Source organism: Advenella mimigardefordensis DPN7 (genome assembly GCF_000521505.1).
GTDB classification, from domain to species: Bacteria; Pseudomonadota; Gammaproteobacteria; order Burkholderiales; family Burkholderiaceae_B; genus Advenella; species Advenella mimigardefordensis.
In genome coordinates this window covers 4,000,043-4,014,889 of the sequence record NZ_CP003915.1, presented here as the reverse complement: position 1 = coordinate 4,014,889, position 14,847 = coordinate 4,000,043, and the positions used below count along the sequence as shown (strand labels likewise).

Sequence of the window (14,847 nt, the reverse complement as noted above, 5' to 3'; positions counted from 1 at the left end):
CACTCCGTAATGGGTACTTTTATTGGTCTGCATTCCGTGCCCGGTAACACTTCATGGCTCCAGCCAGAGCGTTTTCAATGACGACAGCGCGCCATCGGGCGCCTTGTTCAGGCCATGCACACTTTTGTTGTAGACCGTGAAATTAGCCTGTTCAAACAGGGGAATGACCGGCAGATCCTGCTGTGCCAGTCGCTGGAAGCGATGGAAAAGTTCGGTTCGTTTATTGCTATCGGCTTCTGTCTGGATGCTTTCGATAATCTGGTCCATTTTTGGATTCGAATATCCCGATGCATTAGTCCAGGCCACACCTGGCGCGATAGATTTGGACCAGTAGTGGCGGAAACCACCTACCTGTGGATCCAGCGTCGGGACCCATCTGCCGGTGTTTATGTCGAAATTGTGATCGGTATAAACGGCTTTCAAGTGCCCTGGAATGTCGCGATTACGGATTTCAACCTCAATGCCGACTCGCTTGAGCGACTGGCGAATGAACTCTGCATTGTTCTTGAATGCCTCGTGGAAATTCTGATATTCTTGAGTCAGCGTGAAGCGTACGCCATTCTCCTTGCGTGGATAGCCGGCTGCGTCAAGCAATTGCTCAGCACGTTTCGGATCGAAGTGGTACTGCGGCACATCGTCTGCAGTGTAAAAGTTCTTCAAACTGGACGGAATGGGCCCGGTTGCCGGTTTTCCCAGCCCATACCAAACCGTATCCACCAGAGCCTGGCGGTTGATCGCATGCGCAATGGCATGACGCACTTCCGGTTTTTGCAAAATAGGATTGCGCAGATTGAACTCAAGAAATACGTATGCCGATTGCCAGGCATAGCCATCCAGGCTCACAGCAAGATTTGGGTTGGTTTTTATCCGCTGAATATCGGACAAGGGGACGGGGTCAAATGGAGCATAGAGGGCCTCGCCGGTTTCCAGAGCGGCGGCTCTTGAACCTGCATCGGGAATGAATTTAAAGATCAGCTTATCCAGATACGGTTTACCGGCGTCCCAGTAGTCAGGATTACGTTCAAGCAAAATGTATTGCCCCTTATTCCATTCCTTGAATACAAATGGTCCCGTGCCTACAGGCTTCAGATTGTAGGGATTGTCAAGAATATTGGTGCCTTCGTATAAGTGCTTTGGCAGTACTTGTCCCTCGATGGCGTTAAGCGAACTGAAGACCACCTGTGATGGATGTGTTAAATGAAAAACAACGGTGTGTTCATCCGGTGTGTCCACAGACTCGATTGCGGCAAAAGTATTGCGGCTGCGTGGATGTGTTTTTTTCCACACCTGCATTGCGCTGAACTGCACATCCGCGGAGGTGAACGGCTTTCCATCGTGCCATTTGACACCTTCACGCAGTTTGAAGGTGATGGTTTTGCCGTCTTCGGATACATGCCAGGAAGTTGCCAACGAGGGCTGCAGTTGCTGTTTTTCGTCAAAACTGAGCAAGCCTTCAAGTACGTTGCTCGCGACGACGCCGATCGAGAAACTCGTATTGAAAGCATTGGTCAGTACATTAGGCTCGGGCTGTGCAATGGCAGTCAGCGTACCACCTCGTGCGGGCGTCTGTTGAGCTTGAAGGGGAGTCGATCCAAACAGCGCTGCTATAAGCGCGAGGCTCGAGAGTGTGCGCAAAGAGAATAATCCGTGCCGCTTTTGATTCATTTTATATATCCGTAAAAAATCACTTTTGTGATATTCGAGAGAAGTCATGATAACGATTCATTGCAAATGCAAAAAATACAAATTAAGAATTTATTTATGCGATTCGACCTATGTTGTTGTGGTGAACGCTGAATCTATTAGTTTCAAGAGCAATTGCACAAACCCGCGAGAATGCTTAGTTTCCTTTTGCTATTTAAAAATAAGAAACCGGTCTTTTGAACCGATGCTGATATATGCCACTATGTGAATCGATTCATTTACGATAGAAAACTCCCGAATGTCAGTAACGCGTTCTTCAATTAACAAGGGAAGTCGACCCACTGTTCGTGATGTCGCAAGACTCGCAGGCGTTTCAGTCGGAACGGTTTCCCGTGTGGTCAACGAAGTAAATAACGTGACTCCGCTGACCCGCTCGCGCGTCAAAGAAGCCATGGTTGCACTCAACTGGAAGCCCAGCATGCTCGCTCAGAACATGAGAGAAAAAACATCCCGCATGATCGGATTTGTTTTTTCCGATCTGGACAATCCGCTATTTTCTTCCATGATCAAAGGCGCAGAAAGTGTTCTGACCAGAGCCGGCTACCAATTGATTGTCGGTAGCAGCAATGAGTCTCCCCAGCAGGAGTGCAGGCTGGTCGAGCTTTTCGGACAGCGGCAGGCCGATGGCCTGATATTCACCATTACGGACGAAACGAATCCTGATGTGCTTGCGTCCCTCTCGCTTGCTAATTTTCCCGTGGTCATGATAGAGAGGGATGTCTCCGTTCAAATCGCAGGAAAAGTGGTGGCTGATCACTACGAAGGTACCTTGCAGGCAACGCGTTATCTGCTTGACTTGGGTCACAGGCGGGTCGCACTCATCACGGGGGGGCACAGCAACTTTGTTGGTCGGGATCGATTGCTTGGCTATTTACAGGCACACCGGGATTGCGGCATTGAGCCGGATCCGGCTTTGATTCGCACGAGTGAGCGTGTCGCGGACGCCGCGTTCGGAGGGCGGCAAATGCAGCTTCTGTTTGCCTTGAACAGCGCGCCAACAGCTGTTCTTGCTTTAGGGCGGCGACTGTTGCGTGGCGTGCTGTCTGCCTGCCGTGCAGCCGATATCCGTATCCCCCAGGATATGTCGCTGATCACCACAAATGACAGTGAATTGGCGGAATTGGTGCAGCCGGCGGTCACTGTGGTTCGCTACTCTGCCTTTGAGCTGGGGTGCGAAGCAGCTCATATGCTTCTGCATCGTCTTGGGACGGTGGGTGAATGGAACGCGAGCACCATCGTGGTGCCTACAGAATTGGTCGTTCGGGAATCTTGCGCACGACCACAACAGGAGCCGGGATGGACGGGGCCGCATGACGATTAATCTTCCAGGAATACTATGAACGAACCTCTGTTGAATATTCAAGGACTAAATATCCGCTTTGGTGACAAACAAGTCGTGCACGACGTGACATTTGATGTTTCTGCTGGCGAAAAAATTGCGCTGGTGGGCGAGTCCGGCTCGGGCAAAAGCGTTATCGCGCTCAGTATGTTGAAACTGATTGCGGGGGCGTCTATCGCCGGACAGATTGTATTGGATGGTGTTGACCTTGTTGCCATGTCAGAACGTGACCTGAGCGCGGTGCGTGGGCGAGATATCTCTGTGATATTTCAGGAACCCATGACGGCACTCAACCCCTTATATACCGTGGGCGAGCAAATTGCCGAAGTCTATCGCGTCAAGCATGGTCTGGGTGCACGGCAAGCCTGGGGCAAGGCGGTAGAGCGGCTTGCAGAAACCGACATTCCAGATCCCGCCAGGCGCGCGCGTGCTTATCCGCATCAATTATCCGGTGGTCAGCGGCAACGCGCCATGATTGCTATGGCACTGGCGAGCGAACCTCGCGTGCTGCTTGCTGACGAACCGACCACGGCTCTGGATGTCACCTTGCGGGTACAGATTCTGGCCTTGCTTGATCAGCTCCAACGCAAACGCAATATGGCAGTGTTGCTGATTACCCATGATCTGAATCTGGTTCGTCGGTTTGCCCAGCGTGTCATTGTTCTGCAAGCTGGACGAATCGTTGAAGTCGGTGAGGTGAGCGAGGTATTTACAGCACCACGCCACACATATACGCAGAAATTGCTGGATAGTATACCGGTCAGGGACGTGATAGAAGTCACTGCGGGCCAGGAGCAGCCTGAAGTTGTCCTTGATGCAAGAGGCGTTAGCGTCAGCTACCGTCTTTCAGCTACCACCCTGCGTGAAGTTTTTAAGCCTCGTCATTTTTCCGCAACGCAGGATATTTCACTTGTTTTGCGTCGAGGCAGGACACTGGGTATTATCGGCGAGTCGGGTTCGGGCAAATCGACGCTCGCTCAGGCCGTATTGGGGCTGTTGCCTTTCCAGGGTAACATTACGATTGCCGGTTCTACTTGGCATGCTGCCCGGCAGCAGGGATTCGAGGCCCTGAAGGCACTGCGGCGCAAAATTCAGGTGGTGTTTCAGGATCCCTATGCTTCACTGAGTCCGAGAATGTCGGTGCAAAGGGTCGTGGGAGAAGCATTGTCATTTCATGAACCCTCCTTGTCGACCCAGGTGGTTCGCGAGCGGGTGCTGACTGTGCTGGGGGAAGTTGGGCTGACCGAGACTCTGTTTCCAAATCTGCTGGAGCGTTATCCTCACGAATTTTCAGGTGGGCAGCGACAGCGCATTGCCATTGCTCGTGCTCTGATTACTCATCCTGATATTCTGGTGCTTGACGAACCTACTAGTGCACTGGACGTGACTATTCAGCGGCAAGTGCTCAGCCTGTTGCAGGCTCTGCAAAAACGGCTTGGTATCAGTTTTCTACTCATCACGCATGATATGGACGTTGTTCATGCCATGGCCCATGACGTTATCGTGATGAAAGATGGCAGTTCGGTGGAGTACGGCAGTGTGCTGGATGTTATGCGATCACCGCAGCATGATTACACCCGAAAGCTGATTCAATCCAGTGAAGTGAATGCAAAGGATATTGCGTTAATATCTACTGAAGAAGATACGGCGCGGGAGTCGGTTTTTTTGCGTGTCGCTTGATAAAACTTTTGCGCTGATCAGCGTGATCCGGTCTTTTTGCTATCGAACTATGCGGTTATGCAGGACAATTGTCGTACTATGCATCGCTGCAAACGGTTCGCTCTCAGCTACATTCGTATCATGCGTGGTGCGACGACAGGCGAGACCCCGTTCTGAATGATTGGCGTGCCGAGATTGCAACGGCACTTTCCTGGCTATTCATCTTTATCAGCCAACATGCTTGCCAGCTTCACAACCGTATTCATGTTGCGCGCAGTACCATTTGCCGCTGCAGGAATCTTTAGTTTCGAGCGGCCCATATCGTCGCCGTAGGCTACGTAAATCTCGCGTTTGCCCAGACTGATCTGCTCATCCTTTAAATCCCTGGCATTGCTTATTGCATCGGCAGGTGGCGCTTCATCCAGAAATATGACAAGTGTGCGGTTCTGGGGATGCTGTGTGAATGGGTTTGCGTTCAGCAGATCGGACATTTCTTGCGCTGTACGCACAATGACAGTAACCGCTTTGCCAGCATAGGCGTGTAGTTGTTTCTCAAGCGCGGCCTTAACTTTCGCTTTTGGCAGTTCGCTGGAAAAAACGACATTGCCGCTGGCGATATACGTTTGCACGGCTACGAACCCCTGCGCAATACACATTGCTTTCAGTTCGGACATCGGTAGCTTGCCGGTTCCACCAACATTTACGGCGCGCAATAGTGCGACATAGGGATGCATACAATCTCCTGTTTTTGTGTGCTGATCGTGACTTGATAATACAGGAAGATCTAACGCGGATAGCCGGCAAGGTTAAGCGAATGAAACTAGTCTGCAAGTACCAGAGTTACATCGATATTGCCTCGGGTCGCGTTGGAGTATGGGCAGACCACGTGAGCCTGATCGACCAGTCCCTGCAGCGTGTCTCGGTCGATGCCTGGCGCGGCGATAGTCAGCGCTGCCTGGATGCCGAAGCCAGTGGGTATCTGTCCAATACCAACCTGGCCGGTCACGGTGGTGTCTGCGGGCAATGCGATCTTTTGTTTGGATGCTACGAACTTGAGTGCACCCAGAAAGCAGGCCGAGTAGCCGGCAGCAAACAATTGTTCCGGATTGGTGCCGGGGCCGCCCGCGCCGCCCAGTTCGCGTGGGGTAGACAATTGCACGTCCAGCACGTTGTCGGAAGAGGTGGCGTGGCCTTCCCGGCCTCCTGTGGCGGTTGCAGTGGCGGTGTAAAGGATTTTTTCGATAGACATAATGATGGTTCCTGGTAAGTAATTTGCTTGATCAGGGAAGTGTGATCCCGTAAGACGTATTCTGCTCGCACTAACGATACGATGGGTGATGTAAAATCCTGAAAACTTAACCAGGAGTATCAAAATGGCTGATCGGCTTGCTGCACTCATGGCCCATTTTCCCGTGAACGCGCAGGTATTCAATACCGGCGCGCTATGCGGCTTTAACACGGTGCCGAGTGACGGGGTTAACGGGCAACTGCATTTGGTGCGTAGCGGTTCCGTCCAGGTGCAGTACGACAACCAGACGTTACAGGTGGATCGCCCCAGCCTGCTGCTGTTTCCAAGGCCACGCACGCATCATTTTGTGACCAACCCCGCACGGGGTGCGGATATGGTGTGCGCGCATCTGGCCTTTGAGGGCGGAGCCGGCAATCCGATAGCCTCGGCGTTGCCAAACCTTGTTTGCCTGCCATTGGACGAGATTGCGGGTGCCGAGCCGGTGCTGGCGTTGCTGTTCGAGGAAGCGTTCGAGCAGCGTTGCGGGCGAGTCGCACTGATTGAGCGGCTGTTTGAGGTGGTGATGATTCAGGTATTGCGCCAATTGATGGAAAGTGGCCAGGTGCATGTGGGCCTGTTGTCTGGCATGTCCCACGCCCGCCTGCGGAATGCGCTGGTGGCAATGCATGAAGCGCCCGCGCAGGAGTGGACACTGGACGAACTGGCCAGTGTCGCGGGCATGTCGCGTAGCGTATTTGCTGCGACGTTTCGCGAGACAGTGGGTGTGACGCCTGGCCAGTATCTTCAGGGGTGGCGCGTGCGTCTGGCGCAAAAGGCATTGCGGCGTGGGCGGCCATTGAAGATGATTGCGGCCGAGGTCGGCTATGGGAGCGAAGCGGCGCTGTCTCGTGCGTTCAAGGCACAGTCTGGGCAATCCCCAAGGGAGTGGAAGGCGGGATATAGGTAGGAGGGAGTCGCGGCAATGTCTATCACATCTGTGTTTGCAAATAAATGAAATTACGCTAGTATGAACACTGGCGTATAAAAACAAAGCGCCTGGCTTGGCATCACATGACATCACAGTTGTATTCCCAAATAACTCGAATATCGGAGATTCTTATGAGCGGAAGTTATGACTTGAAGCGCAGTGGCGAGCAGTACATGTTCAATCTGAAGGCTGGAAATGGACAGATCATTTTGACGGGCGAGCGATATGCCGCCAAGGCGGGGGCGTTAGGTGGCATTGAATCAGTCCGCAAGAATTCTTCATCAGATGAACGGTATCTGCGAAAAACGGCGAAGGATGGCTCGCCATTTTTTACCTTGTCAGCGGCCAATGGTGAAGTGCTAGGCCATAGCGAAATGTATTCCAGCACAGCAGCCCGGGACAACGGGATTGAGTCGTGCAAGACAAACGGCCCGACGGCCACAGTGAAGGACAATACCTGATGTTTTGGAGGGCCTGCCCGGGGGCAGGCGCCGAGATAAACAACATCCCTGGCGTAGCCCCTAGCCGCTCATATTTGAAGCCCACAGATGTAAGTACGATAATGAGAAAATTAATTATTTGTCATTATTGTGAACAAATATTTCAATTATTATTTTCAGAAATGAGAAATTTCATATAGGAAATGTCGTAAGGCGAACGTCAGGATGCAGCATTTTTTGCTGACGGCTGGCAGCTTATGATTGCAAAAGAAAGTCAAGTTAGTGACAAATGTCGCTCATCTTCTTATTATTTCACTTTAATTACATGAAAAAAATATCATATTAAATATGTCATATTAAAGTAATAAATAAATGTTGCACTCGCACATTTAGAAAGCCAGCCTTCTTTTTTTCGATAAAAAAATAAGATTTTGTAGCGTTTTCAAACGCATGTATGGTTGTGCAGATCTCATCCTTCCGGTACTTTGAATGTAACAAATCGGAATAGCCCCGCCCGCCGCCTTCTACAAAATAGACAGCTGCGGTTTGAGCTTAATGGAGCGAAAAAAATGGATATGCCTTCCCAGATAGAATTTCGGCCCATCGTTGCCCACACGCCGCTGGAAGGCGTTCTGGCTTTTCGGCAAATGTCCGGCACGGAAGCCCTGTCCAGCCTGTTTGAATTTGAAGTGGAATTGGTAGCCGAGTCCTACAGTCTTGATTTGCAACAGCTGTTGGGCAAATCGCTGACGATAGAAATTGAATCGCCTGCCGGATCCAGATATCTTGATGGACAGATCACCAAATGCGTGATGGTGGGACGGGAAAACAGCAGCTCCCGATATTACATTTATCGTGCCACTGTGCGTCCCTGGCTTTGGTATTTGACCCAGACTTCCGATAACAAAATTTTCCAGAACAAAACCGCACCGGATGTGATTCGCGAAGTACTGAGCGATTACGCATTCCCATTTGATATCAAACTCAACGGCACCTATCGTAACTGGGAATATTGTGTTCAATATCAGGAAACAGATTTTGCCTTCATCAGCCGCCTGATGGAGCATGAAGGTATTTATTATTACTTCCAGCATAAGAACGGGTCGCATACGCTGGTGATTACAGATGACATTGCAACCCACGAGCCGCAGCCAGGCTATGCGTCAGTGCCTTATTACGGACCCGATCGCCTGGCACACCCACAGGAAGAATATGTGTCTGGCTGGGAGGTTGCAGCGCAAATCACGCCTGACGGGTACGCCACGACAGATTACGATTTCACCAAGCCACGTGCAAGCCTGGAGGCTGCCTCACGTAGTTCCGGGGGCGCGCAAGCGGGCAATCTGGAAATGTTCGAATGGCAGGGCGGTTACCAGGACCCCAACCACGGTGAACAATACTCACGCATGCGTCTTGAAGAACTGCAAAGCGTACGCGAGCAGATTGCCGGCGTGACCAACGCGCGCGGTATCGCCCCAGGATGCACGTTCACTTTAAAGAATCATCCGCGTCAAAGTGAGAATCGCGAGTACCTGGTCGTGAGCGTCAACTATCGCATGAGCGTAGCAGGCTATGCCAGTGGGACTGGCATGGAAGACTTCTATGAAGAAACGTTTACAGCGCTGCCATCCAGCCTGCAATATCGTGCTGCTCGCCGTACGCCGATCCCACACACGCACGGCCCGCAAACGGCAGCCGTTGTCGGCCCGCCAGGGGAACAGCTCTGGACCGACCAGTATGGGCGCATCAAGGTGCAATTTCACTGGGATCGCTACGGTAAAAAGAATGAAAACAGCTCTTGCTGGGTTCGCGTATCGAGTCCCTGGGCGGGTGGGGGCTTTGGCGGCCTGCAACTGCCGCGTATCAATGATGAGGTCGTTGTCGATTTCATTGGGGGCTGCCCCGATCGTCCACTCGTACTTGGCCGTGTCTACAACGCCAACAACATGCCGCCGGTCGAACTGCCGGCCAACGCTTCGCAAAGCGGCTTTCGTAGTCAGTCCGTGCATGGCGACCCATCCATGGCCAACTGGTTATTATTTGAAGACAAGCTCGGCGCCGAAATGGCTCATATGAAAGCCCAGCTGAATATGCTGCTTGAAATAAATAACGATTGTGATCATAACATTGGCAATAATCACAAGACGACAGTCGGCGGCTGTCAGCACGTGACGGTGCAGCAGGAAACACATATTACACGCCAGGGTATTACGAACGAGCAGCTCAATTCGGCCGTACGTCGCGAGATCAATGCAAACTACGACACTATTATTAATGGGGTCCTCAATTCAGAGCATACCGGTGATTTGATTGATCAACGCACCGGCGAGGTCATAAAAAACCAGATGGGCTCGATCACCGATACTGTCGAAGGTAATATCACGCGCGAACTGACGGGCAATAAGACCTCTACACAAACCGGTGACCTGACCTCGACCATCAATGGCATGATCGATGAAAAGCTGAACGGCAATCACAACAGAACGGTTGTTGGAGACACGAACACAACCTACCAAGGCAACACGACGACGACAACAACAGGTAAGCGTACTGGAACAGTGAATGGAGGGAGCATGGATACTGTTTTCGGGATACGCCAAACCTATACTGTTGGTGCAGCAGTTACGGGAGCTATCGTTGCTGCGAGCGGATTCGGAATCAACTCCACGTTCACAGGTGTGAATGTTGCTGCCCATGGCTTTACTGGTACATTGGCTGGCTATGACTGGAAAACAGCCGCTTTGGGAACGCGAACGACTGGTGTAGATTTAGAACTGAAAGGAGCAGATACCAACATCAAAGGAATTTTGAATAGTATCAAAGCTGTTGACAATGAAGTAGGTACGGTAATAAACGATATTGCTGCAACCCGGCAGGAAATCGATGGTTTGGGTCAGAAGGTAGCAGGGGCCCGCCTGCGCGTCGGCGGTATTACTCTTCGGGGTACGGGTCTGGATTTAACGGCGTGATGTAGCATGAATGAATTTATGCCTCGTCGCGAGAATCGGTGGCTGACGCTGCTTGTCACGTTTTGTGGACTGCTGCCGTTGCTATTTGGTATCCCAATGCTTGCCCTGGGTCTTTACTATCTGCTTCAGGGCGAACTGACTGGTGCGATCGGCATTCTTGTCGGCGCCGCTCTGGCTTTACTCATCTTCTTCTTTGGGGTCTTCCCGCAGATGCGCTTGGACTGGCGACAGCATTACCTGCGCGCGAATGGCATAGCGACGAAGGGCGAAATCCTGGAGAGCGAGTTTTCCGGGACATTGATCAACAATCTGCCGCAGTATCGCCTGCTGATTCGGTATATCCACCCCAACACCGGGCAGGAACAGATCGCCAAAACAATGCTGGTCGTCAATTACGCTGCTGCGGCCTCACTGAGTCCGGGCGCGAGCGTTCCACTTAAGGTCAGTCGTGACCGACCGGATCATATCGCGATCGCTTAATCCAAGGTGTGTTCACTTATGAAAATAATAAAGCCATTTTATCTGGGAACATTAACGCGGCCCTTCTCCATGCATCGGCAGCACCGCCTGGGCGTTGCCGTGTTTGCCGTTGCCGATTACAGTCGTGATGAAGAACAGCCTAGACTCGACCCTGATCATTTGCTGTGGCGCGACCTGTTGCCTCAACTGGATTGCGAAGGGATGATCGACCAATTTATTCCCAAGCCTCAGGCTGAGTATCTGGTTAGCGGGTTTGCAACCACTGAATTTGCGCAACAGGACAACCAGTGTGCAGTACGTGTACAAGTGGGCGATCTGGAAAAAAACCTGATGGTCTCTGGCCAGCGCTACTGGTTGAACGGCAGGCTGACCGCAGCTGAGCCATTTGAGCGCATCGAAATTACCTGGGAAAATGCGTTTGGCGGCGCTTCTTTTGCTGAAAATACAGCGGGCAAAGGGGCGGATACCGTTACCGTAGACAATGTATCCACACGACTGGCGCCGAATATAGAACTTCCCTCGGCTCGTATGGGAACACAGGACAGCAAGGTTGAACCGGCCAGCTTCGGCCCGATTCCACTCATGCGTCCCAGTCGCTTCGCTCTGGGCGGTGCCTATTCAGAAGAATGGCTGAAAAAAGACTTCCCCGGATTTTTTCCCGATTTGGATCCGACTATCTTCAATGCGGCCAGCCCCGATCAGCGCTGGACCGAAAGTGACTGCCTGCCTGAAAGCGCACCCTTTACCATCTGGAATATGACCCCCGGCCAGCCGTACTGGCAGGGCGTGCTGCCCGACTGGAAGGCACGTTGCTTTGTTATCAAAAGCACGCGCTCACGCGAAGATGAACTCCAGGCTGCGCATGATCGCCGCGTCGCGGGTTCATCCGCACACGGTCAGCATCAAGACCTGCGAGGGCAGACTATAAGCGCGTCGAACCCTGTTTCTGACTTTGGGGAAATCACAGATGTAAATGAAGAGCACGAGGCGTTCATTGAGATTTCGTTGCGAGCGACAACGGCATGGTTTCTGCCTCATGAGAAGAAAGTAATCCTGATTTACCACGGCTCACTGGACATTGCCGAGGATGACGCCGCAGACATCAAGTGCATCATGCCTGCGCTGGAAAAGCCCGGTCAGCAGCGCGATACCGCCTGGTACCAGCGTGTGATGGGACAGCGTCGCGACCCTGAGCATGGTGCCATGTATGCCTTTCAGGACAGTGAACTGGTGCCGCAAGACCTGTTGAATCCGCTGGATTTTCTGGACATGGACGTGACCCGCCTGGCCCGCTGGCAAAAGGCGATTGTTCGAAAAGATCAGATAATCAGCGAGCAGCGCACGTTTATTGCGAAATCGGGATATGATCCGGACGAGTACCTTCCCATCGTGATGGGGCCCGAGCGGCAGTATTCTGTACAGGATGTGCCGCAATTGATGCAGGCGCTTAAAGCCCTGCCGGCGCAGGCGGAAAAAATCAAGGCTGAAAAGCGGGCAGAAGCGCGTAAACATTCGCTTGCGCCGGAACTGACAGAGGACATTCTGGAAAATCGGATCAAAGCGCCTCCCGGCCCACCCCGGCCGATAGCCGATCAGATTGATGACCAGATGCCTGGTGACCTGGAACAGATCAGACATCAATACAAAGACGAACTCGAAGCCTGGCAGGAACATCAGCCCAGGGAGTTCGCTGAAATCAGCGCCCATGCGGATGCCGGCCCAAATGCTCAGATCGATCACGACAGCAGCCTGAAAGCAGGCCGGCAACACGCGCTGGACAAGGCGATGGAAACGGAAGAATTTCAGACAGCGAACCGCCGCTATCGTGAGCGAGCCGAGGAAATCCGCGACATGCCCGAATTCGCGGCACTGGAGCGCCTCAAGCGCATGGAACCGCTCAATCGTAAAATGTATCTTTATTCGGTACAGATGCAGGAAGGGGTCGCCAGGGTTTCCCCACATCGCAGCGAACAGATCCGTACCCAAGTGCAGCAACGTTACGATGCGGACAAGGACCTGTCCATGATGGATCTGACCGGGGCTGATCTTTCTGGTATGCAACTGCAAGGGGCAAATCTGCACGGCGCCTTTATGGAAGCCGCGGACCTGAGCGGTGCCGACCTGTCCGGCTGTAATTTATCAGAAGCGGTACTGGCCCGCAGCACGCTGGACGGTTGCAATCTGAGCCATGCCAACCTGGATAATGCGAATCTTTCAGTTATTCAGGCAAAAGGAACGCGATTTGAAGGCGCCAGCCTGGATACGAGCATTATCGAACAAAGCACTTTTTTCGAATGTGATTTTTCGCATGCTCGCCTCTCGCAATTGCTGTTGAATAAAATCCGCTTTCAAAAATGCGCTTTTGTGGATGCTGAACTTTTCCAATGCATTTATACCGAGTGCGAATTTACTGAAAATGCACTGGGCGCGCGCATGACGCGCACGACATTTCTGCAATCGCAGCTCAAACGAAACCGCTATGCCGGGGCTTTTCTGGACAGCAGCCATTTCGTTCAAAGCGCGCTGCAGGGTGAAGTGTTCGGCCTTGGCCGATTCCTGAACGTCGCGATGGTTCATCACACCACATTGCAGGAATGCTCATTTGCTCATGCGCAGTTCAGGCAATGCAATTTGCGAGGGCTGCAACTTGATGGCCAGGACTTTACGCATGCGGATATGAGCATGACGGATTTCTCTGAATCCTCTCTGAAGGGCAGCACGCTTAGCAAAATGACCGCCAGGGACGCTATGTTTGTTCGTACCGATTTGCGTCACGCTCAGGGTGAAGATGCCAATCTGATGCAAGCGACCATGACCGGCGCAAATCTGGAAAATGCTGCATTTTCAAAAGCGAACTTTTTCCGTGCTAATCTGGGTCGCGCCCGCCTGGACGAAACAACCGAGCTGGATCAAGCCTATACGACTCAAGCCAACCTTTACCCCTTGCGAGATCTTCAGGGGGAAGATGCATGATCACGCTGGTAGAATTACGTGAACTGTCGCGCATTGGCGATTCACTGACTGATCAGGTTATTGACTTTGATCTGGACTCCGAAGACCTCTCAGGCATGACTTTCCAGGAGGTGACCTTCAAGGATATCTCCATGAAGGGTGCCAACCTTGCCGAAGCGGTGTTTTTACAATGCCGCTTTGAACAGTGCAACCTGGGTTCGGGTAATCTGAAGCTGGCGCTGTTCACCGAATGTCATCTGTTCAATTGCAATATTGAAAACAGCACACTGGACGCGACGCAATTTAATGAATCCACGCTTATCAACTGCAATTTCGAACATATCACAAGCGAAAACGCCGTGTTTCGCATGTGCAATATGCAAGGTTCGAGATTGCTGTTTGACAGCAACGTCCTTACGCTTATGGACAGCGTTGAGCTGTCTGGCGTTGACATGGGCGGGAATGTGCTGGAACAATTCACTTTCATGCACTGTGATCTGGCGCAACTTGCCTGGCCTGACAGCAGTTTTGATCGCGTGGTGTTTTTCGAATGCCAGATGGATGGCGTAGATCTGGCCGGGCAACATATGCAGGCTTGCCAGTTTATTGATAGCTCGCTAAAAGCGGCGAGGTTCCTCCACGCGCAATTGCCGCAGTGCAGTTTCAAGGGTTGCCAGTTACAGCAGGCAGATTTTCGGAACGCTATCGCAACCAACGCACTATTTCCGCAGGCGGATCTCACCGGGGCTGATTTTTCCGGTGCCCGGCTGCATCAGACCTTATGGCCGGAATCGTGCCTTGCCAATTGCAATTTTTCACGTACATTGCTGGATATGAGCGTGTTTCACAAGGCCAATTGTGAAAATGCCAATTTCAGTCATAGCGACCTGTCATTCTCGGATTTTACCGAGGCCAACCTTAGCGGCATTATCTGGATCAAAACCACGTTTTCACGCACGCGGCTGCACCGTGCACTGGTCACAGATTCATCCCTTAAAAAGCAGGCTGGTGTGATTGAAAAAGACCCTGAACTTTTTGAAGCAGAACTTTTTAGCGCGCATCTGCAGCCTGGCGCGAACTGGAGTTGA

At 52.1% G+C, this 14,847-nt stretch carries 11 protein-coding genes; 8 read left to right on the top strand and 3 right to left on the bottom strand.

Annotated features, from left to right (window positions below; translation table 11 throughout):
• Window positions 1-51: 51 nt before the first annotated feature.
• Window positions 52-1,665, bottom strand: a complete 1,614-nt coding sequence (locus tag MIM_RS18420) for an ABC transporter substrate-binding protein (protein ID WP_025374234.1) — start codon at window positions 1,663-1,665, stop codon at window positions 52-54.
• Between the two features lie 277 nt (window positions 1,666-1,942).
• Between MIM_RS18420 and MIM_RS18415 the strand changes: the two genes are divergently transcribed.
• Both MIM_RS18415 and MIM_RS18410 read left to right on the top strand, forming a co-directional pair.
• The gene (locus MIM_RS18415; protein WP_025374233.1) at window positions 1,943-3,025 is read left to right on the top strand and encodes a LacI family DNA-binding transcriptional regulator; all 1,083 of its coding nucleotides are present in this window, start codon (window positions 1,943-1,945) and stop codon (window positions 3,023-3,025) included.
• A 15-nt stretch (window positions 3,026-3,040) separates the two neighbouring features.
• Window positions 3,041-4,723 carry an ABC transporter ATP-binding protein gene (locus MIM_RS18410; RefSeq protein WP_025374232.1) on the top strand — a complete coding sequence of 561 codons (1,683 nt, stop codon included), beginning with the start codon at window positions 3,041-3,043 and terminating at the stop codon, window positions 4,721-4,723.
• A gap of 194 nt (window positions 4,724-4,917) precedes the next feature.
• Here the strand turns inward: MIM_RS18410 and MIM_RS18405 are convergent, their stop codons facing one another.
• Window positions 4,918-5,436 carry a DUF1697 domain-containing protein gene (locus tag MIM_RS18405; RefSeq protein ID WP_025374231.1) on the bottom strand — a complete coding sequence of 173 codons (519 nt, stop codon included), beginning with the start codon at window positions 5,434-5,436 and terminating at the stop codon, window positions 4,918-4,920.
• Window positions 5,437-5,522: 86 nt separating this feature from the next.
• Window positions 5,523-5,951, bottom strand: coding sequence for an organic hydroperoxide resistance protein (locus MIM_RS18400; RefSeq protein ID WP_025374230.1), 429 nt, complete (start codon window positions 5,949-5,951; stop codon window positions 5,523-5,525).
• 124 nt (window positions 5,952-6,075) lie between these two features.
• Here MIM_RS18400 and MIM_RS18395 point away from each other — a divergent pair, with 124 nt between their 5' ends.
• From MIM_RS18395 to MIM_RS18365, 6 genes are all read left to right on the top strand, one after another.
• Window positions 6,076-6,897, top strand: coding sequence for an AraC family transcriptional regulator (locus MIM_RS18395; RefSeq protein WP_025374229.1), 822 nt, complete (start codon window positions 6,076-6,078; stop codon window positions 6,895-6,897).
• A 152-nt stretch (window positions 6,898-7,049) separates the two neighbouring features.
• On the top strand, window positions 7,050-7,379 hold the full coding sequence (locus MIM_RS18390; protein ID WP_025374228.1) for a YegP family protein: 330 nt from the start codon (window positions 7,050-7,052) through the stop codon (window positions 7,377-7,379).
• 548 nt (window positions 7,380-7,927) lie between these two features.
• Window positions 7,928-10,327 (top strand): type VI secretion system Vgr family protein, encoded by a 2,400-nt coding sequence (locus MIM_RS18385; RefSeq protein WP_025374227.1) that lies wholly within the window; start codon window positions 7,928-7,930, stop codon window positions 10,325-10,327.
• Between the two features lie 6 nt (window positions 10,328-10,333).
• Window positions 10,334-10,807, top strand: coding sequence for a DUF3592 domain-containing protein (locus tag MIM_RS18380; RefSeq protein WP_025374226.1), 474 nt, complete (start codon window positions 10,334-10,336; stop codon window positions 10,805-10,807).
• 18 nt (window positions 10,808-10,825) lie between these two features.
• Window positions 10,826-13,780 (top strand): DUF2169 family type VI secretion system accessory protein, encoded by a 2,955-nt coding sequence (locus MIM_RS22260; RefSeq protein WP_025374225.1) that lies wholly within the window; start codon window positions 10,826-10,828, stop codon window positions 13,778-13,780.
• Complete coding sequence (locus tag MIM_RS18365; protein ID WP_025374224.1) at window positions 13,777-14,847, top strand: pentapeptide repeat-containing protein; 1,071 nt, start codon at window positions 13,777-13,779, stop codon at window positions 14,845-14,847. Before MIM_RS22260 ends, MIM_RS18365 begins: the two co-directional genes overlap by 4 nt.